The sequence below is a fragment of the Candidatus Nanopelagicales bacterium genome (genome assembly GCA_037045355.1).
In the GTDB taxonomy this organism is placed as follows: Bacteria; Actinomycetota; Actinomycetes; order S36-B12.
On sequence record JBAOHO010000013.1, the window covers coordinates 190,602 to 210,584 of the forward strand.

Here is a 19,983-nt window from a genome sequence, read left to right on the forward strand (position 1 = left end):
TGTTGCAGCCCCCCGAAGCAAACGAGTTCTGCGTGCTGTCGAGCGAAGGAACCGGCGCCGGCGCCTGAGCATCACCGCTGACTCCGGTCAAGACTCCGGTTAAGAGCGAACAGGGGCGCCTTCACGCAACGGGTGGATGACATCCACGGCGATGCGGTGATCGTGGTCGAGCCGTTCCTCAGTGGGAACACTTCGGTCGGCGCCCACGATCACGAGGAAGTCCAACCCGGTATCCAAGATCCGCTGCAGGTGTCGACCGCATTGCTCTGCATCGCCGACGACCACGAACTGGCGCAGGAACTCGGTGGTCAGTTGCTGCGCCTGCGGCGAAGCACCCGTGGAGTGTCGGGTGGGGTCATAGGAGTCGATCACGCTGCGGATCAACTCCTGGTCGCTGGAGGAGTACCGGGCGAGAGTGCCGCCCTGGAAGTGGGCGGAGATCGACGCTTGCCCTCGCACGAGGTCGATGCCGGCGCTGTCGGGGCCGTCGACTCCGACGACGACGTACGCCCCGACTTCGATGGTGCGGCCCGCATCCTGGGCAGCTTGACGTGCCGTCTGCGCCGCCCAGGAGATCCGCTCCGGATCGGCCCCGACGGTGACGGTGACCGAATCGCCCCATCGCCCTCCCACTCCCAGAACCTTCGGCCCGCTGGCGTACACGGAGATGTGCGGCTGGGGGCAGTCAGGATCGGTCCACGCCAACCGGTGATGGTCCGAGTGAACCGACTGCCCACCGAGCAACTCCGTCAAGTCCTTGAGCAACTGCTCGAACTGCGAGACAGAGGGAGTCGTGAGTCCCGCCAGGCTGAGCGAAGTGTCACCGCGGCCCACTCCCAGCATCACCCGCCCCGGGCACATCTGCTGCCACGTGGCAGCCGCACCGGCGACCACGCTGGGATGTCGATTCACCAGATTGGTGACTGCCGTACCGATGCTGATGTTCTCGGTACGCGCTAGCGCGCGCTCAACCGCCACGTAGGCGTCAGGAAGGAGCAGGGGAATGTCATCGAACAGAAGCCCGTCCCACTCATCCCGCTGGCAGCCCGCCGCGACCTCGTCGAGATTCTCCACATAGGGGAACGTTCGTAACAGGTACTTCATCGCACGCTCTCGGACTTTCTGGGATTCGCTTCCTCCAGGCAGCGACGGTACTCCTCTCGGCGCCCTCTTGCGGATCGCGCTGGTGCTCTCCTGCTCGGCGGGGAACCTCGGAACGGAGTGCCAACGGCGCAGCCGATCAGCGGTATCGGCGGCATGCGCGGGCTTGGAGCCAGTGGCTCGATCACGATCGTCAGCTGGGAGAACGTGTGGCGGGGATGGATTTCCAGGACTACGTACGCACCAACATCTTGCAGCCGCTGGGGATGAGGAACTCGAACTACCTGTCCGAGGTTTCGGCACCCGGCAAAGTGGCACTCCCCGGCCTGCCCGGCTACCTGTTGGCCAAGGGGGCGCTGGTCGAATCCGTTCCCTTCGACGCCACGACTGGCGACACTCTCGGCACCATGTTCCTCGAGATCCCTCTGGGGTTCGGCCGTGACCTGTACGACTTCGACTTCGCGATGCAGGGTGGGGACGAGTTGCTGTCGTTCAGCAGCAGCATCGTGCGACCGGCCTCCACGGTTCCCGACCTGGGCAGGGGCGACAACAGCGTCGCCGTCGGTGCCGCGGGATTGGTGGAGTGGCGCAAGGTTCCCAGCGCGGCGAGGGTGACCATCTCCGGTCAGAGCGACTGGAAACTGTTCGACAGTGACCTGTCGCTGATCGACTCCGGAGGTGCTGCCACGGCTACGAGTCAGGCACCGGACGGGGCGTACCTTGCGGTCTTCGGCCCGGCGGGAAGTGCGGCGACCGTGGTGGTCGAGTAGTCCGGCGGCGGGTCGTTCGGCGCCGCGGTCAATCCTGGCTGTGGCCGCCGGTCGGCTGAAGTGATCCGTCGGAGCGGTCGTCGTCCCGACCGGCCGCCTCCCGCTGCTCCTGAACGGCGTCGCGGACATGACGCCTCTGTTGAGTCTCGGGCACCGAGTAGCGCACTTCGGTGTGTGTGAGCAGGTCCAGCAGGCTCCGCCTCTTGGAGTCGAACAAGGAAATGAAACTGGTCGCCAGCCAGAAGAACAGCCCGATCACCAACAGCCAGGCGCGGGCGATCGCGCGCACGAACCCGGGGCGACGGCCGTCCGGCGTGCACACGCGGACACCGACGATCCACATCCCCAGCGATCGGCCCAGCGTCCAGTAGGAGAGACCCAGATACGTGGGGATCGCCGAGGCCGCCAGTGCAACCAGGGTGAGGGCCAGCCAGTCGGGTGTTGCCCCATCGAAGAGTGAATCGATCAGGCTGCCGAGCGTCGAGAAGAGGACCGTGGTGAGGTACCCGACGACGAACAGGTCGATCCCCAGGCCCAACAGCCGGGTGGCGGCACCGGCGTAGGTGAAGTCCCGTCCGGGCGGTGCGGGCGGGGCCGGGAGCGCGCGCCAGACCGCCCGTTGTCTCGCCAGGTCCTCGACGGCCAGTCGTAGCGGTTTGGTGTCATCGGGCGACGTTTCGGCGAGGACGAGTTCCACGGCCGTTTCCGGCTTGGGGCGAGGTGGTCGCCGCAGCACTCGCCTCCCGATCCGATCAACCGTGGAGTCGACATCTGCCAACTTCCCGCGGAAGCCTTCGAGGGTGTCGAGGAACAGTCCCTGGCTCTGTTCTCGGATGAGGTCGCGGATGCGCGGATCGTCCACGATGTCGTCGAGGATCTGCGGGACGACCTCAGTTCGGATCTTGGGCATCAGCGAATCGACCAGGTCGGGGGCCACTTCGTCGCGGATCTTGGGCATCAGCGCATCGACGAGCTGCGGTGCGATGGTCTGCTCGAGATAGGGGACCAGGGCATCGACGATTCGCGGCACGAGTTGCTGCTCGAGGTACGGCTGCAGATCGGCCAACAAGCGTGGCAGCAGGTCGTCCACCAAGCCCGGGGTGACGCCGGCGACGACCTCCGGCACGGTGACGTCCACGAGGTGGCCCGTCACCCCATCGACCATCTCGGGGATGGTCACGGTCGTCAGATGATCGGTGATTCCGGCGAGGACTTCAGGGACTACGTCGTCGGTCAGGTACGGGGTGATGCCGGCGACGATTCGCGGAATCGCCTCCTCGATCAGGTAGGGCTCGAGGCCCTCGATGACCTGCTGGGCCGTTGCGTTGGTGGCGTCGAGAGCCGCCTCGCCGACGGTGTGCCCGACGCGACCCACGGTCGCATCGAAGGCGCTGTCCGCCGCGCCCCGCGCACCGCCCGCAGCGCGACGCACGATCCCGCGCAGTCCGTTGTCGGAGTCCTGCGGCGGGGTCATACGGGCAGGCTAGGGCCTTGGGCCCTCACGTCACGGGATTCGCCGAACGTCGGTCTGGTATCAGCGGTGATATCGCGCGGTCATGGCGATGACGTTGCGGCTCAGCGGTGATCAGACCGAAGCGCTGCGGGAGAAGTCGATGACGTGAACATGAGCGCCGACCTGCTGGTACGCGCGGTCGAACCCCGCCGCGGTTCAGCGCGGGCGCTCTGAAGGGGGTGCCGCTTTCGAGGCGCCCGTCGACCGGGCCAGGGTCCGTTCGTGTCCCGTGTCCCGCACCCGGCGGCGGGACGAGATTCATACGGGTGGGGTTCGAGCGAGTTCAGCCCTCGATGTCGTCGTCGCCATTGGTGGGCCATGACAGCCGTGTGTGTGTTTGGGGAGCGCGGTAGCCGCGGGGGCGATTCGAGACCGTCCAGTGGTTGAGATCGTCTGAGGTCAGCAGACCGAGGGTGAAACCCGTGGGGGTGCGGCGGGAGTCGTTCCAACTGTCCAGGAGTGGGGCGGACAGGTTCCCGGTCTTGGGCTCGCGGAACACTCGCATGCCGTTGCGATCGCTGGTCTGCTTCATCGGGGCCGCAGTGGCACCGTCCACCGCGAGTACCGACGTTCCGATCAGTGGCGACGTTTGGCTTGGCTCGGTGGCGGTGGTCGATTCGGTGGCAATGGTCAGGATGCTCATGATGGGGACCGTCACTTCCGATCTCGGTGTTTCGCTTCTCCTTCACCATGGCGAGGGGAGTTCAAGAAGTCGTCAAGGGAGCGGCAGGGTTTGCTCCGGATTCACGCCCTTCTCCGGGAGTTGACGTATCCCCAGACGGCGAAAGCGTGGACGGGAGTGTGTACTCGATCCATGGTCCGACTCGGACCTTGGCGAGGGCTTGGCGGGGCCACCATGGCAGCCCCGGACCGATGATGGGACGAACAGTATGGGCGACTACGACATCCTCTTCGAACAGGTACAGATCGGGCCGAAGGTCGCACCCAACCGCTTCTATCAGGTGCCGCACTGCAACGGGCTGGGACATCTGCGGCCACAGTCGCATGCCGCGATGCGGGGGATGAAAGCCGAGGGCGGATGGGGCGTGGTGTGCACAGAGGAGGTCGAGATCCATCCATCGACCGACATCGCTCCCTGCATCGAAGGCCGCCTCTGGGACGACGCGGATGTGGACAGCCTGCGCCTGATGACGCAGGCCGTGCACGCGCACGGCTCGTTGGCCGGTATCGAGCTCACCCACGCGGGTCTTGATGCCCCGAATCATTATTCGCGCCTGACGCCCCTCGGCCCGCGAAGCGAGGGCGTGCTCGGGGGAACAGGGTACGAACCCATGCAGACCCGGGCGATGACTCGGGCTGACTTCGCCGACGTCCGGCGCTGGCACCGAGCAGCTGCGCTGCGTGCGCGGGACGCGGGCTTCGACATCGTCTACTGCTATGCAGCGCACGGACTCACATTGCCGATGCAGCTGTTGTCGCGGCGGCACAACGACCGGACCGACGAGTACGGCGGAAGCCTCGGCAACCGTACGCGGTTCTTGCGCGAGTTGATCGAGGACACCCGCGATGCCGTCGGCAGCGACTGCGCCGTGGCGGTACGGCTGGCCGTGGACGAGTTGGTCGGGCCGATGGGGATCACCCACGATGGAGAGGCGACCGAGATCGTCGGGATGCTCGCCGAGCTTCCGGACTTGTGGGACGTCAACGTGTCGGATTGGAGCAACGACTCGGCCACCTCCCGGTTCGCCGCAGAGGGTCATCAGGAGCCCTACATCTCGTTCGTCAAGGGTCTGACCACGAAGCCGGTGGTCGGCGTCGGGCGCTACACCAGTCCGGATGCGATGGTCTCCGCGGTGCGCCGTGGCGTCCTTGACCTGATCGGGGCAGCGCGACCCTCGATCGCCGATCCGTTCCTGCCCGCCAAGATCCGGGACGGCCGACTGAACTCGATCAGGGAGTGCATCGGGTGCAACATCTGCGTGTCCACCGATGCCAAGGGTCTGCCGATCCGGTGTACGCAGAACCCGACCATGGGCGAGGAGTGGCGGCGCGGTTGGCATCCGGAGCGGATCGAGGTGCGGCGTACCTCGGCTCCGGTCATGATCGTCGGCGCTGGTCCTGCCGGGTTGGAGGCGGCGCGGGCCCTGGGTCGGCGCGGGCATCACGTCCAACTGCTCGACGCGCGACCCGAGGTGGGTGGTCGGGTGGCGCGCGAGGCCCTGCTGCCCGGGTTGGCGGCGTGGCGGCGTGTCGTCGACTGGCGACGCGGGGAGATCGCGGAACTCGACGCGGTCGAGGTGTTCCCCGCATCGCCGATGACCGCAACCGAGGTCCTCGATGCGGGGGTACGTGATGTCGTCGTCGCCACCGGCGCGACCTGGCGCCGAGACGGTCGTGGGCGCTCGACAGGTCGGCCCGTCGCCGGCTATGAGCAGGAGCATGTCCTCACACCTGACGACATTCTCGACGACCTCGAGTCCGGTTCCTGGCGGCTGCCCGAAGGGGAGGTCGTGATCTTTGACGACGACCACTACGTCATGGGGGGCCTGCTGGCGGAACTGATCGCTAAACGCGGCGGTCAGGTGACGCTGGTGACCCCCGCACCGTTGGTGTCGTATTGGTGCCAGTTCACGCTCGAGCAGGAGCGGATCGAACGGCGCCTGCGTGGCCTCGGGGTGCAGATAGTGACCAGGACGGCACTGAGTGGGATTCGACCAGATCACGTGATCGCCGAGGCCGTCATCGATGGTGCCCCCGCTCAGTTCCCCAGCGACGCCGTGCTCCTGGTCGCCGATCGGGCACCCACCACCCAGCTTCACGACGAACTGCTCCCAGCCGAACGAACGGGGGAGTTGGACTCCCTGCGCCTCATCGGCGATGCGGAGGCCCCGGGTTTGATCGCTCAGGCGGTGTTCTCCGGGCATCGGGCTGCCCGGCAGTTCGGCGAGGACATCGACATCGATGCCGTGGAGTTCCTGCGCGAGGGGTAGCCCGACAGCGTGTCGGTGAGCACCCCGACGATCCCGGCGCTGGTCAGTGAGGTCGTCGTTTCCATTGGTGTCGGGGGGTGGGGGTGATGAGCCAGTGGGGTTGGTCGGGTCCGGTGTCGGGGTTGGCGGTGATGGTGAACCGGTTGAGGTCGATGTGTCGGTGGTGGGTCCAGCACAGCAGCACCATCTGGTCGAGGTCGGTGCGCCCTCCTGCGGCCCAGTCGGTGAGGTGATGGGTCTGGCATTCGGCGGGTGGGCGGCCGCACATGACGCATCCGCCGTCGCGTAGTGCCAGCGCGGTGCGTTGCGCGGGGGTGGCGAAGCGGTGGGCTCGCCCGACGGCCAGGGGTTGGATGCGGGTTTGTCCCAACGCGGCAGACACCGGCGTGGGGCCTGAGTTGAGGTCGTCGATGACCACGCCGGTGTGGCTGGCGGCGCACAACGCGAAACGTACTGCGGCGTCGCCGAGCGTGACCGGCGCGCCGCTGCTGGTAGTGAGCGCAACAGCTCGGGGGTCGCGCCCGCCGGTGAGGTCGCTGGTGAGGTCGGGGCTGGGCGTGCGGGGCTGGCCGGTGGCGACGCGGTCGGCTTCGCTGACCCCGATGGTGATGGTGGTGGCCACGGGCAGACCGCTGCGGGTGGCGGGTAGATCGCCGTGGGCGGCGGCGCGGTTGACCAAGGTGATCAACGCGTCCGCGCGCCGCTGCGCCGTCGTCGTGGGGTCTCCGGCCACGCGCAGGGAGTCCGCCAGGGCATCCAAGGCGGCCATCACGGCGTCGCCTTCCAACCCGGGCAGGTCGGCTTGGATCATCGTCATGCCGGAATGTCGGCTGGACGTCAGGGCGCGGCGATCCCAGTCCAGTTGTTCCTGCCGCTGGGCGTCGTCGGGGAACAGCAGGTCCAGCGTGCGGCTGATCAGGACCTTCACCGCCCGCAGCGACAGCGACGGCAGTTGGTCCGCGACCGCGGTCAGGAATCGGCCTTCCACATCATGCGAGACGCCGCGCAGGCCTCGGGCGATCACCGCCACCACATCCGTGGACACCCGCCCGGTGCGCCACAACTGCTCCAGACTGCGGTGTCGGGCGGCGAGGCGGCCGGCCACGACCACGCCCGATGCATCCGGGCCGGACCACGCGGCCGTGCGCTGCAGATGCGTTGCCGGCGAGTGAGCCAACACGTCGTGGGTCTGCGCGGCCACGGCCGTGCGGCCGATCTCCGCGTCCAACACCGATCGGATCCGCGCCAACACCGTCAACCGATCCGCCAACCCAACGGCCGTGCCCAACTCGCCGCTCACCGGCGATTCCACGGCGGCGGTGAGGGCATCGACGATCGCGACGACATCGCTGGGACAGTTGCCCGCCCCGGCCAACAGCCGCTGCGGCAACTCCGAATCCGGTGTGGCCGGTGGTGGTGTTCCCCGTTGCATCCCCATGACATATTCGAACATGTGTTCGATCACAGGTCCAGGTCCGACACGAGGAAATCCCCAGGTTCTGCAACGGTTTCTCCGGCGAAACCCCTCCACCGGGCAACCCTCCAACCCCTCCACCGGACACACCTCCAACCCTTCCACCGGGCAATCCCCGAACCCCACCGCTCACACCGTCGATCTGACGCACTCGATCTGACGCTCGTCGGTGGATCTTGGTGGATCCGGCTCAGAGCTCACGGAGGTGCGGGGCGATTTCGTCGCCGAAGGTCTTGATGAAGGTGAGGAGTTCGGGGGTCGGGGTGTCCAGCGACCCGAGGATGATCACCAACTCGTCGCAGCCGGTCTGCGCGATTTCGATGAGTCGATCGCGGCACTCCTCAACAGTGCCGGTGACGGCGTACCCCAGGTCGTCAGTCTGATCAGCGCCGATCGCTTTGGACAGTCCATGAGTCGCGAGCGAGTAGCCCTTGGTCGCTGCCTGGGCCGCATCGGCCAGTTTCGAGTGAACGGCTTGAAGTGATTCCGTGGCCATCCTCGCGAGTAGGGGAGTGACCCCCCGGATGGAGCCGGTCGTCCCCTGGCCGTCAGGTAGCCCGACGATCACATAGCTGGCGACTCTGAAGGTGGGTTCGGGCGCCACCTCGCGGATCTGGGCGATGTACTGACGAATGGCCTCCGGGTCGCTTCCGACCTGCAGGATCAAGCCGTCCGCGTTGTGGGCGGCTTCGCGAATCATGCGCGGACCACTGGCCACCGCGAGAACAGGAGTTGTCACCTGGTCGGGGCCCCGCCATTGCAGTGTGCTGGTCGTTCCGGCGATCTCCGCTGGTTCCCCCGCGAGTAGTCTGCGGACATCTGCCAACGCTTGCCCGAACTGCGCCGTGTTCAAGGGCTCGAGTCCGACTTTGAGGACTGCCGAATCGCCGCGTGCGATTCCCAGATGCATACGGCCGCCGGACTCGGCCTGTAGTGTCGCCGCGAGGTTGGCCACGACCGTTGGATGCCGAGTGACGACATTGGTCGCGCACACCCCGAAGTGCAGTTGCGTCGTTGCGCGGGCGATGTAGCCGAGTTCTACGAATGTGTCGGGCGCCAGACACTGGCTGTCAGTCAGGAGGACGCCGAAGAATCCCGCCTGTTCGGCTTCACGCGCGATGGTCGCGGTCTCTGCGATTCGCGGGAATGTGTTGAGCCAAACTCGCATCGCGACTCCCAGCGCCGTCAGTAGTTGGCCACGACTGTATCCCTATGCCGAGGCGATGGCCGGATGCTCGACGCCATCACCGGATGCTCGACGCCATCACCGGATGCTCGACGCCATCACCGGATGCTCGACGCCATCGCCGGGCGGCTGAGACGATCACGGATTGGCTGGGCATTGGGCACCGGGTTAACCTTCCGAAGCGCATGTTCACCCGGGTATGCACGACACCAGGAGCGCACCGCATGCGATTACCACGAGTCCTTGTCGCCGGCATCGCCGCTGCCACGGTGATGGCGGGGGGCCCGTCGATCCAGGCTGGGCAAACCGCGCGAGTACAGGAGCCGGCCCGGGCTGCAGAGACCACCCAGTCGCAGAAGTCCGAGCAGCCGTCGTGGACAAAGACGATCACGGCGGGTCGCAAGGCAATGAGGTTGGCGTTGAAAGAGACCCAGTCGACGTCTGGGTCGGTCGCACTGGTCTCCGGCGGCAAGACCGTGTGGAGCCAGACGTTCGGCCGGGTCGACACGGCCGGCAAGAAGCCGTCGCCCACCACGAAGTTCGGGGTCGGGTCGGTGAGCAAGATGGTGACCGCGATAGCAGTGATGCAGCTGGTGGACGCCGGCCAGGTATCCCTGGATACTCCGGTGGTCCGGTATGTGCCGGACTTCTCGATGCAGTCGCCGCAGTACAAGCAGATCACCGTGCGGATGCTGCTGAACCACTCCGCCGGCCTGCCGGGTACCGACTACGCCGACAGCTTCAGCTCCGAGCCGATCCCCACCTACGTGGATCGCGCCATGGCCGGGTTGGCCAACTCGCATCTGAAAACCACGCCTGGCGCGATGAATGTGTACTGCAACGACTGCTTCACGTTGGCCGGAGTGGTGGTGGAACGCGTCTCGGGCATGCCGTACCAGGATTACGTGACCACCAACATCTTCAAGCCGCTGGGCATGAAGCACTCGACCTACCCGACGACGATGCCGGCGCCGGGGACGGTGGCGCCAGTCATTCAGGGTGGCAAGGTCCAGCCGATCGAGATAACCAACTTGTTCGCCACCGGCGCGCTCATGTCGACGTCGGACGACATGGCCCAATTGGCCAAGGTCTTCACCGGGGACGGTGTGGTCGGCGGCGAACGGATCCTGTCCAGTTCCGCCATCCAGCAGATGGCCATGGACGAGACAGCCACCACACTGCGAGTGGGATCACCCGGTGCCTTCCGCTACGGACTGGGCTGGGACACCGTCCGGGACCCGGCGTTGAACTCCGCCGGAGTTCTCGGCTGGACCAAGGGCGGCGACACCGGTGACTACCACGCCGGGTTCACGATCGCCCCTGAGCAAGGGCTGGCTGCTGTCGTCGAGGGCGCTGGCAGGAGTTTCAGTTCCTCCGCGGCCGAGACGGTCGCGCAGACTGTGCTTCTGAACGCTCTGGTCGAAACCGACGCGATCAAGAGGCTGCCGAAGCAGGTCAGCGGCATGCCTCCCCAGCAGAAGCCGACGCAGCGGGACATCAAGAAGATCACCGGCATCTTCCTTGCCGATGGCGGGGCCCTCAAGGTGATGGAGGCCAAGAATCGGTCCCTGCGAATTGCTCGCCTGACCGACGGCAAGTGGGCCACGCAAGAGGGCCGTTTGATCCGGCGTGAGGACGGAGCCTTCTGGTCCACGTCATCCCCTGGTGCATCGATACGGTCGGTGCGGTCATGGGATCGCACGTATCTGGTGAGGCGTGGCATCGGCGGAACGGGGACGTACTCCTCCGACTCCGTTCTGGGCCAGCGGATCCGTTCGGGAGGGTCGTTGTCGCCGGTCTGGCAATCCCGGCTGGGCAATCGGTGGCTACTCGCCAACGAGAACCCGAGTTCGTTGAACTGGACGCTGTTCGGAACCCCCGCCGTGCAGATCGTGTCCATCCCCGACCTGTCCGGCTACCTCTTGGCAGAGGGCCCACTCGCCCAGGGCGCTCCCTTCGATGCCACGACCAGTGACAGCGTCGGAACGATGTTCCTCGAGGTCCCTCTGATCGCGGGCCGCGATCTCTACGACTTCGAATTCTCAATGCGGGACGGGGAGGAGTTCCTGTCGTTCGACAGCAGTGTGCTGCGGCCGGCCGCGACGGTTCCCTCCCTGTCCGGGGGCAGCAGCGCGGTCACCATCGGCTCCGAGGGATTGGTGGAATGGCGTAGGGTCCCGGTCGCCTCGAAGGTGATGATCTCGGGGCAGAGCGACTGGAAGATGTTCGATCGGGACCTGGCGATGGTCGGCTCCGGCGGAGCTGACTCCACCACCGAACAGGCGCCGGAAGGTGCGTATCTGGCGGTCTTCGGGCCTGCGGGCAGCACTGCGACGGTGGTGGTCGAGTAGGCGAGCATCGGGAGTCGTCGCCGACCGAGTCGGCCACACGTCGGATTCAGGCGCCCGACTACCGATCGACCCGCTGAGCGGTGAGGAACTCGGTCACTCCTGCCGCAGCCAGGATCGGACGCAGGTAGACGGGAAGCCGTTGCCGCAAGGACGGATCGTCGATCAGCTCAGGGTGGGTCAGCCGAACTGTCCTGCCGTGGACCACCAGCTCGAAGGAGCCCGCGGCCACAACGTTCTTGACCCAGTCGACCGAGCTTCCGTAGGTCAACGCGCAGATCCACTGATCGCCGGTGTGGAACGCCAGCACTGGGTTGGAGTACTCCCGCCCCGACACTCGGCCGCGATGATGGACCACTGCCATGTGTGGCGCGAACCGGGCGACCCGCTTCATGTAGGGGTTCAGGTGGTCCCGGTTGAACCGGGTGATCCTCGTGGGAAAAGGCATATTCCACGGTTGCGCGGACCCCAGCGTGACGCAAGGCAGACCACCACCGTCCACCGCGTGGCGGAGCCGTCACTGCTGCTGATGCCGCGCTCGTCAGTCGCTTGCGACGACCTGCTCCTGGGGGGTCGGCTCGACCGATGCGGGGGTTCCGAGTCGAGCTGCGACCAGCGCCACAAGGAACACAACGATCAGAGCGCCGAGTGTGGCCACCTCGAGTTCGAGCCGTGAGGTCACAGTCAGCAGCACTGCAGCGATTGCTGCGGTGATCAGACCCGCGGCGACCCCGCGGCCGATGGCCCGGGCACCGAGATGTGCTCCGACCAGCGCAGCCCCCGCTAGGGCGGTGACGACCAGGATCTGGTCGAGACCCGGATCGAACAACGCGATCCCGGCGGCGACGAGAGCGACCACGACCACCCATGTCCTCGTGGTGCCGGTCCCCGCGGCTCCGGCGTCGGCGGCACCGGTGAGCACCAGCGCCACCAACGCCGTGAACACGACGGTCAAGATCGCGAGCATCACACCGGCGAGTCCAGGCAGGGCATCAAGATTCGCGGGCAACACGAAGAACTGCAGCGACGGCGCGATCACCGCACCGCCTAGGAACATGAGTTGCCCGAACGCGATGGCGGTCACGACGACAGCCGCGCCCAGCCAGGTACGCCAGGGTCCGGGGCCGGTGGCGCCGGTGGTCAACCGCAACGCGTTGTCCGCCCATCCGATGACGAACAACCCAACCGCGACGACCACGACCGCCGCCCAGGAGGGTGGCGGTACCAAGATGATCGGGGAGATGGCCGCGGATGCGCTGCCGAGGAAGATACCCAGCGCAATGCTGATCAGGGCGGGCACGATGAGCAGCCATAGCGCCAAGGAGCCGGCCCGGGATCCGCCGACCAGGCCTTGTCCCACCACGACCAGCGCAGCGATCACCGCGATCACGATCACCACCATGCGAGGGTCGATCCGACCGAGGAGTGACAGTGTCTCGCCGGCGGAGATGAGCAGGGCGGTGACCAGTCCGGTTCCGACGAGGACCCGAACGGCCGATTCTCCTGCCCCTTCGGGGTCACGAGTGCGGCGCCCGGACAGGGTCGTGGCCACCAACGGCAGGGCGAGAGCGACAAGCAGGATCAGGAGCAGCCAGAACGTCATCCCCGTCGTGACGAACACCGGGGCGGCGATGAAGGCATAAACGAGCAGCGACGCCATGGCGGCTCGGCGCCGCACACCCGGCTTGGGATCTTGGGCCGTGCGGTAGGTGGCGACGACGACGAACAACAGCCCCAGCGTCACTGCCAGGACGACCTCGGGAAGGTTCTCGCGGTTCATCCGTCCACCCCCGTCGCCCGGGCGGCGGTACCCAGCAGTTGATTGGCGCAGTTGTTCGGCGCCGGCTCGTCTGCCCAGCGGGCGTTCATCCAGTCGACCACCGAGGGTTTGTTCAGCCGCGCCTGGAAGTTGATCGACGGGTGATCGTCCTCGGGGTAGCGCACGTAGTAGACGGTGGATCCCCACGCACATTGCGTCAGTACCTGGGCGTGGGTGAACTGCGGCAGGATCGTCTTGTCCTTCAATCCCTGCACGATGATCATCGGCGTCGGGATGGGCTTATTGCCCGGCATCCCCTCGGCCAGCGCCGTCACCAGACCGGTGGCAATGGGCGTGTTGATCAGTTGGCTGAGCGGGATGTCGGACACCGCGTCGGCCAGTTCGGATCCACACATGGTGTCGAGCAGCGCCACGCGTTTGCGTCCCTCCGGGCTGAGGATGTCGTCGAGGTTCACCAGGTCCGGGTAGTTCTCGGCATATGACTTCGCGATGAGCATCACGAACATGTTCTGGGAGGTGCTGGTCGGGTTGCTGGCCACGGCGTTCAGTACACCCTGCAGGGCAGGCGTGAACCCGGGAGCGAGAATCGCGCCACCACCCAGGTCGAGTTCGGGAGCGTAGTCCGGTGCGAGTTGCAGGGCGGACATGGCGGCCTCGCCTCCCTGCGACTTGCCGTAGATCCCGAGCTTGCCGGCGTCGATCTTCACCGACCCGGCATCGGGTGACGGCTGCAGGACCGCGCGCATCGAATCGAGGATTCCGCGGCCTTCGAGCGGGCCCACCAGGTACGACGACGGGCCCGGCGCGCCCATGCCGCTGTAGTCGCTGGCCACGACTGCCCAGCCCTTCTTGACGAGGGGTTCGATGTGGGGCACCCACGCGCTGTAGCCGGGGGTCTCGGCTTGGAAGGGAGTGTGGCTGATGCCGCACATCCGTCCGACGCCGGTGGTGCCGTGCGCGAACCCGACGAGGGGGAATCCGCCGGGCGGCGGCGCGGAGTCGGGTACGGCATACAGCGCGGTCACGGGAATCGCGTTGCCCTGCAGGTCTGTCGAGGAATAGAGGATCCGGAAGACCTTCGTGCCCGCGGGCGCGCCGTCGACCTCTTGCGCGCTGACCAGCGTTCCGGGTGTCTTCGTCTGCCCGAGGGGAGTGTCGTAGAAGTCCGCCAACTTCGGCGTGATGGTGGCGTCCAGATCGGCCGCTTGGCTCTCCTCTTTGGGGAAGGCCGGCGCGTCGACCAGCGAACTCGCCGGCGCGCTGACATACAGCAGTCCTCCAGCCACCACCGCGACCACCGCGGTTCCGAGTGCGGCAGCAGACCGAGACATGGCCATGGATCACCTCCGACTTGGACGATGCTAGTGATCGGGCCAGGGCTTCGCCGGGTGGATCAGCGGGTCGTCGCCTAGCCCGCAGGCGCGGGCCACCAACTCAACGCGCTCGTCGACTGATCCCGTCACGCGGGAAGCCGCGATCGAGTGCGTCCGCACGACGTCCGCGAGGATCGCATCGACGCGGTCACGTTCTGCCGGCCCATCACGCTGGGCCCCATCGGCTTCCCAGGGGATGGCCGGGTCGCACCAGACGAGGAGGTCGTAAGTGGACAGATGCGCGATCGCCGCGGCCAGCAGAGAGTCGTCGGCGTAGTAAGCCATGCTGTAAATGGCAGTCATGAAGGCGGCGGGGTCACACACGACGATCGTGTCGTTCGTCGCGGCTGCTTGCGATCTCGCCTGCCCTTCGGCTGCTTCCTGCTCGTGCATGACCTGTGCTTGTTCGGACTGCGTGGGGGCTCTGCCGTGGGTGTCCACAAATGCGCGCAGCACCTCGGGAACGTGAATGCCACCGAATCTCTCGACCAGCGCCGTCGCCAGCGACGTCTTGCCGGAGCATTCGCCGCCGACCAGTCCCACGACGACCGGTCTGCGCGCAGCCGTCACGAGTACTGGCCGGTGGCCGACACCGACTTCGCGTCGCTGTCGACCTGCCCTTCAGCACCCTTGCGTAGCCAGTTCCACCAACCCCACACCGCCAGACAGAGCAGGACGAAGTAGAACAGCGACGTGAAGTAGAGCTGCTGGTTCGCATAGTGGTAGGTGCCGACCACATTGACGATCGTCCACATCGGCCACGCTTCGACGTAGCCCTTCACCATCAGTAACTGCGCGGCGACGGAGCCGACCAGGACGAAGCCGTCCAGCAAGGTGGCCGCTGCACCCATCGCGCTGAGCAGCGGGGTCACGATCAGCCAGGTGATCACGACGCCCGTCAGCCCGATCGAACTCACGCGCAGCGACAGTCGCTTGGGCTCGCGGACTCCGCCAGCGCCCCACCCGAACCATCCCCACACGGCGGCTGCGATGAACACCAACTGCAGGATCGCGCTGCCGAGCAGATCGAACTCGACGAAGAGCCATCCGTACAGCACACCGGACAGGAAGTAGAACGGCCACGCGATTCGTTTGCCCAAGGCCGCCAGGACGATCGCGACCAGCGAGACGACGACCGCCGCGAACTCCAGGTAGGTCACCGGATAGTCCCAGGCAGTGAAGAACGTGCCCATCATGGTTGCTCCCTCCCTGTGCAGCATTACCTGCGTCAGGTTCAGACGGTCGGCTGTGGATCAGCCCTCTCAGCCCGGCGTGCGAGCTCCCGTGATGGGGCAAGGATAGTCGTGTCGGCGGAGCCCCGCCGGTCCCAAGGGAGATGTCGCCGGCAGCCGCAATCGTCAGGTCGCCGACTGCCCAAGAGTCGAGGTCGGCGTGGGTGTGTGCGGTCGCCCGGTTGCCTGGTCGCCTCTTGCCCTGGTGCCTATGCCTTGGTGCCTATGCCCGGCTGAAGGTGAACCAGTTGATGTTGGCGAAGTCCACCGCCGCGCCGGCGTTGGCCATGACCAGGTAGACCGAATGCTCACCGGTCACCGTGCGAGACAGCCGCGCCGTCTTCGTCTGCCACGTCTGCCAGCCCCCCGTCGGGGGGATGGCCACGGTTCCGAGCAACTCGCCGCCTGGTCCATCCAAGCGGACCTGGACATCGCCGGTCACTGTCGATCCGTTGGCCAGGCGCAGCTGGACCTCGTTGTAGCCCGTGTTCCCGAAGTCGACGTGTCGGTATGCGGACCAGTCGCCGTTGGCCAGCCATCCGATGTTGCGGCCTCCGCCCACATCGCTGGTCACCTCGGCCTTGGCACCGGATTGCGCGTCGTAGTCCTCGGCCTCGATCCGGTTGCCCGCCGGTCGGGACGCCGGCGCGGTGTCAGTGGACTGGTACACCCGGACGTAGTCCACCAGCATCTTCTGCGGGAACTGCGTCGTCTGGTCGGGGCTGCCCGGCCACTGACCGCCAACTGCGACATTGAGCAGCACGAAGAAGTTGTGGTCGAAGACCCACGCCGAACCGGCAGGGACATCGGACTTGGTCACGCGGTGGAACGGAGCACCGTCGAGGAACCAGGTGATGCTGTCGTCGTCCCACTCGATGGCGAAGTCGTGGAAGGAGTCGGACAGCTTCTCGCCGTTGGGCAGTGTGGTCGAACCGACGATCCCGCAGCAACCGGAGTAGCCGGGGCCGTGGACGTTGCCGTAAACAGTTCCCGGCTCCTTTCCGACGTTCTCCATGATGTCGATCTCACCGCTGTTGGGCCAACCGACGTTGCGGAAGTCCGAACCGAGCATCCAGAAAGCGGGCCAGATCCCCTGACCGGCGGGCACCTTGATGCGGGCCTCGACCTTGCCGTACTTCGTGTCGAACTTGTTCTCGGTGATGAGTCGAGCCGACGTGTGTGTGCATGGTCCGTACCAGCAGTTCTGGCCGCCACCGTCCGCCTTGGCAGTGATGACCAGGTTCCCGTCGCCGGACTGCGCGGAGTTCTCACGTGAATCCGTGTAGTACTGCAACTCTTGGTTGCCCCAGCCCCATCCGCCGGTCTCGGCGGTCCACTTGCCGGGATCGGGGGCGGCGCCGGCGGCTCCGTTGAACTCGTCGTTCCACACCAGCGACCATCCGCCGGGCCCGGGGGGGGTCGGGGTCTGGGTCTGGGTCGGCGTCGGGCTGGGTGTGGACGTGGGTGTCGGGGACGGCGTCGATGGGCCGTCGGCGACGGTGTCAGTCGGCGACGGTGTTGCAGTCGGCGTGGGCGTGGGCGTGGGCGTGGACGTCGGCGTGGGGCTCCCGCTGGTCAGATCAGGGCGGGGGGCGCCCTTGATCGCGAACTGGAACCGGTCGAGGTTGACGTAGTCACCGGAGTAGCCCGAGGTGAACGCGATGTACAACTTGTGCACGCCGGTGACGCCGCCCGCGTTGGCGGGGATCTGCTTGTAGGTGTTCCAGCCGCCGGTGTCGGCGATCGCGAAACTTCCGACGATCGGTCCGGTCGGGGAATCCACCCGGTAGCTGACCAGGCCAGAACCAGAGGAGCCGGCGGAGACCAGCGAGTAGACCTGGAACGGACCGCTGCTGCCGAAGTCGACGGTGCCGTATTCCAGCCAGTCGCCATTGCCGAGGTTGCCCACGTGGCCGCCGTCGATTACGCCACCGTTGTTGGCGGTGGGCGTCTCCGCCTCGACCCGGTCATACGCGGAACGCACACCAGAAGGCGGTGCCGGGCTGGGCGTCGCCGTCTGGGTCGGCGTCGGCGTCGGGGTGGGTGTTGGAGTGGGCGTCTGTGTAGGTGTGGGTGTCGGTGTCGGTGTCGGTGTCGGTGTCGGCGTCGGTGTCGGGGTGGGGGTGGGGGTCGGAGTTGGGGTCGGGCAGGGCGTGGCCGAGACCGAACGGGCGGCGACGGTGGTCAGGTTGGGGCGTGGTGCGCCCTTGACCGAGAACTGGAACCGGTCGAAGTCGACGGCACCGCGCTTGTGTTTCGAGGTGGCCGTCACGAACAGGCGGTGGGTGCCGGTCACGGGACGGGTCTTGGTGCGGTACTGCTTGAAGGTGTCCCCACCGGCCTTGCCCGAGACGGTGAAGTCGGCGATCTTGCGTCCGGTGCGCGCATCGAGTCGGAATGACACCGTCGCGGGGCGCGACGTGGCGTTGGCGACCAGCGAGGTCACCCTGGGCGGGTCCGCGCTTGCCGAAGTCGACGGTGCCGTAGTCCAGCCAGGTGCCCTTGCGCAGTCGGACGACGCGGTCGTCGGCTGGTGACCTTGCGGTGGCGGTCAGCGGTCTGCTCGGCCTCGGTGACGGTGTAGGCCGACATCAGGTCCGGACGCGGCGCGCCCTTGACCGAGAACTGGAACCGGTCGAGGTTGACGTAGTCACCGGAGTAGCCGGATTTGAAGGTGACGTACAGCTTATGTTCGCCGGTGACTCCGCCCGCGTTGGCGGGGATCTGCTTGTAGGTGTTCCAGCCGCCGGTGTTGGCGATGGCGAAGTCCGCCACGACAGGTCCGGTGGGGGAGTCGACCCGGTAGGTGACCAGGCCGGAGCCCGACGAGCCGCCGGAGACCAGGGAGTTGACCTGGTAGGGGCCGCTGCTGCCGAAGTCGACGGTGCCGTATTCAAGCCAGTCGCCGTTACCGAGGCTGCCGACGTGGCCGCCGTCGATCACGCCGCCGTTGTTGGCGGTGGGCGCCTCGGCCTCGATCCGCTCGTACGCGGAACGCACGCAAGGTTCGATCGATCGTGTCTGAGTCTGTCGATGTCGGAGTCGGCGTGGACGTCGGGGTGGCCGGGGGTGCCGTCGTGACCGTCGGCGTCGGAGTGGGCGTCGGTGCCGGCGTGGTGCCGTGGTCGGGGGTGCCGTCGTGACCGTGGGCGTCGGCGTGGGGGTTGCCGGAGGTGCTGTCGTCGGTGGTCCGCGTGGGCGTCGGAGTCGGTGATCGTAGGCGTCGGAGTCGGCGTGGGCGACGGGGTGGTACCGCCGGCGCATCCGGCCGGGCTGGTGTCGGGATCGATGGTGATCTTCAGCGTGCCGTCGGTCGGCAGCTCGACGATCGGGATTGCGGTCGGGCTGGTGGTTGAACGTGTCGCCGTACGGGAAGCCGTAGGCGTCGGTGATCGGCCAGAGCGCCGCGGCCCACACGTTGTAGTTCGCGGCGTCGGGCTGGGCGCCTTCGAACGGACCGGGTGCAGCGCTGAACGTCGAAGCGGCCGCTGGTCGTTGCCGTAGGCGGGACTGCCCCAAAATCCGTAGGCGAAGCCCGCGACCAGGTCGCGGTAGACCGCGCCGTAGACGTCGTTGCCGCTGTGCAGTGTCCCGTCGACGTAGTAGGGGCTGTTGTTGCCGTAGATGCCGTTGGTGTCGTTGCTGCTGTTGCCGGCGAGCGAACTGCCCTTGACGTACATCGGAGCCAAATGGTCGGGGCCCTGATCGGTCAGCCGGATCGATCCCGGACCGTTGGGATCGTGGGGGTCGTCGGCGAACGTGCCCGTGTATCGATAGTTCTTGCCCATCGCCGTGCCGCGCACGGTCAACTGCTCGCCCTTCAGCGAACTGATGTAGGAGTCGAATCGTGGGTAGCCGCTGGGATGTGCGCCGCTGACGATGTTCGGAGACACCAGCGCGCAAGAAGTTGCCGTCGGCGTCGGTGCGGACCACCTTGCTGTAGTCCCCACCCGCCGCGGTCGATCCGGGCCTTGACGGCTGTCTTGGACCTCGTCGGTGTAGCAGGCGCACTTCTTGGACGCCACCAGATTCGCCCGCCGGCGTCGAACGTCTCGATGTCCATGGGGATCCCGAGCATGTCCACGGCGGTCAGGTTCGCGACCCCGGGGTAGGTCAACTCGACGGTGTCGAAACGGACATCCGAGGTGTCGGGGCTGGGGAACGTCGACGAGTTCAACGGTTTGCCCAACGTGACCCAGACGCGGCCGGAACTGACACTGTCCAGCGTGAACGATGACCGCTGCGACAGCGGCAA

Annotated in this window: 17 protein-coding genes and 1 riboswitch; of the genes, 3 read left to right on the forward strand and 14 right to left on the reverse strand. The window is 66.7% G+C overall.

The features are described 5' to 3' along the window. Positions 1–99: 99 nt before the first annotated feature. A complete protein-coding gene (locus V9E98_07485) occupies positions 100–1,104 on the reverse strand; it encodes an LLM class flavin-dependent oxidoreductase (GenBank protein ID MEI2716823.1) in 1,005 nt (334 codons plus the stop codon). A 206-nt stretch (positions 1,105–1,310) separates the two neighbouring features. Between V9E98_07485 and V9E98_07490 the strand changes: the two genes are divergently transcribed. Beyond that, complete coding sequence (locus V9E98_07490; GenBank protein MEI2716824.1) at positions 1,311–1,871, forward strand: hypothetical protein; 561 nt, start codon at positions 1,311–1,313, stop codon at positions 1,869–1,871. A gap of 28 nt (positions 1,872–1,899) precedes the next feature. Here V9E98_07490 and V9E98_07495 read toward each other — a convergent pair whose 3' ends face one another. Continuing rightward, positions 1,900–3,345 carry an RDD family protein gene (locus V9E98_07495; GenBank protein ID MEI2716825.1) on the reverse strand — a complete coding sequence of 482 codons (1,446 nt, stop codon included), beginning with the start codon at positions 3,343–3,345 and terminating at the stop codon, positions 1,900–1,902. Positions 3,346–3,667: 322 nt separating this feature from the next. Next, positions 3,668–4,027: a hypothetical protein gene (locus V9E98_07500; protein ID MEI2716826.1), complete on the reverse strand. Its 360-nt coding sequence runs from the start codon at positions 4,025–4,027 to the stop codon at positions 3,668–3,670. Positions 4,028–4,274: 247 nt separating this feature from the next. Here V9E98_07500 and V9E98_07505 point away from each other — a divergent pair, with 247 nt between their 5' ends. Next, entirely contained in the window at positions 4,275–6,335 is a 2,061-nt protein-coding gene (locus V9E98_07505) for an FAD-dependent oxidoreductase (protein MEI2716827.1), read from the forward strand. A gap of 43 nt (positions 6,336–6,378) precedes the next feature. Here V9E98_07505 and V9E98_07510 read toward each other — a convergent pair whose 3' ends face one another. Beyond that, positions 6,379–7,800 (reverse strand): DUF222 domain-containing protein, encoded by a 1,422-nt coding sequence (locus tag V9E98_07510; GenBank protein MEI2716828.1) that lies wholly within the window; start codon positions 7,798–7,800, stop codon positions 6,379–6,381. 199 nt (positions 7,801–7,999) lie between these two features. Then, complete coding sequence (locus V9E98_07515) at positions 8,000–8,977, reverse strand: LLM class flavin-dependent oxidoreductase (protein ID MEI2716829.1); 978 nt, start codon at positions 8,975–8,977, stop codon at positions 8,000–8,002. Between the two features lie 242 nt (positions 8,978–9,219). Between V9E98_07515 and V9E98_07520 the strand changes: the two genes are divergently transcribed. Further along, complete coding sequence (locus tag V9E98_07520; protein ID MEI2716830.1) at positions 9,220–11,346, forward strand: serine hydrolase domain-containing protein; 2,127 nt, start codon at positions 9,220–9,222, stop codon at positions 11,344–11,346. Positions 11,347–11,404: 58 nt separating this feature from the next. Here V9E98_07520 and V9E98_07525 read toward each other — a convergent pair whose 3' ends face one another. The 9 genes from V9E98_07525 to V9E98_07565 form a co-directional block, all read right to left on the reverse strand. Further along, the gene (locus tag V9E98_07525) at positions 11,405–11,791 is read right to left on the reverse strand and encodes a nitroreductase family deazaflavin-dependent oxidoreductase (GenBank protein MEI2716831.1); all 387 of its coding nucleotides are present in this window, start codon (positions 11,789–11,791) and stop codon (positions 11,405–11,407) included. 93 nt (positions 11,792–11,884) lie between these two features. Then, a complete protein-coding gene (locus V9E98_07530; GenBank protein MEI2716832.1) occupies positions 11,885–13,123 on the reverse strand; it encodes a hypothetical protein in 1,239 nt (412 codons plus the stop codon). Further along, positions 13,120–14,460 (reverse strand): lipase family protein, encoded by a 1,341-nt coding sequence (locus V9E98_07535; GenBank protein MEI2716833.1) that lies wholly within the window; start codon positions 14,458–14,460, stop codon positions 13,120–13,122. The genes V9E98_07530 and V9E98_07535 overlap by 4 nt, the downstream gene beginning before the upstream one ends. A gap of 24 nt (positions 14,461–14,484) precedes the next feature. Beyond that, a complete protein-coding gene (locus V9E98_07540) occupies positions 14,485–15,039 on the reverse strand; it encodes an ATP-binding protein (GenBank protein MEI2716834.1) in 555 nt (184 codons plus the stop codon). 23 nt (positions 15,040–15,062) lie between these two features. Next, a complete protein-coding gene (gene pnuC / locus V9E98_07545) occupies positions 15,063–15,692 on the reverse strand; it encodes a nicotinamide riboside transporter PnuC (protein ID MEI2716835.1) in 630 nt (209 codons plus the stop codon). Beyond that, a riboswitch (TPP riboswitch) is annotated at positions 15,686–15,792 on the reverse strand. (Overlaps the previous gene by 7 nt.) 159 nt (positions 15,793–15,951) lie before the next feature. After that, positions 15,952–18,174: a carbohydrate-binding protein gene (locus V9E98_07550; protein ID MEI2716836.1), complete on the reverse strand. Its 2,223-nt coding sequence runs from the start codon at positions 18,172–18,174 to the stop codon at positions 15,952–15,954. Beyond that, positions 18,171–18,728, reverse strand: a complete 558-nt coding sequence (locus V9E98_07555) for a carbohydrate-binding protein (protein MEI2716837.1) — start codon at positions 18,726–18,728, stop codon at positions 18,171–18,173. The genes V9E98_07550 and V9E98_07555 overlap by 4 nt, the downstream gene beginning before the upstream one ends. Next, a complete protein-coding gene (locus V9E98_07560; GenBank protein MEI2716838.1) occupies positions 18,668–19,621 on the reverse strand; it encodes a hypothetical protein in 954 nt (317 codons plus the stop codon). Before V9E98_07560 ends, V9E98_07555 begins: the two co-directional genes overlap by 61 nt. Continuing rightward, positions 19,549–19,983 (reverse strand): hypothetical protein, encoded by a 435-nt coding sequence (locus V9E98_07565; GenBank protein ID MEI2716839.1) that lies wholly within the window; start codon positions 19,981–19,983, stop codon positions 19,549–19,551. Before V9E98_07565 ends, V9E98_07560 begins: the two co-directional genes overlap by 73 nt.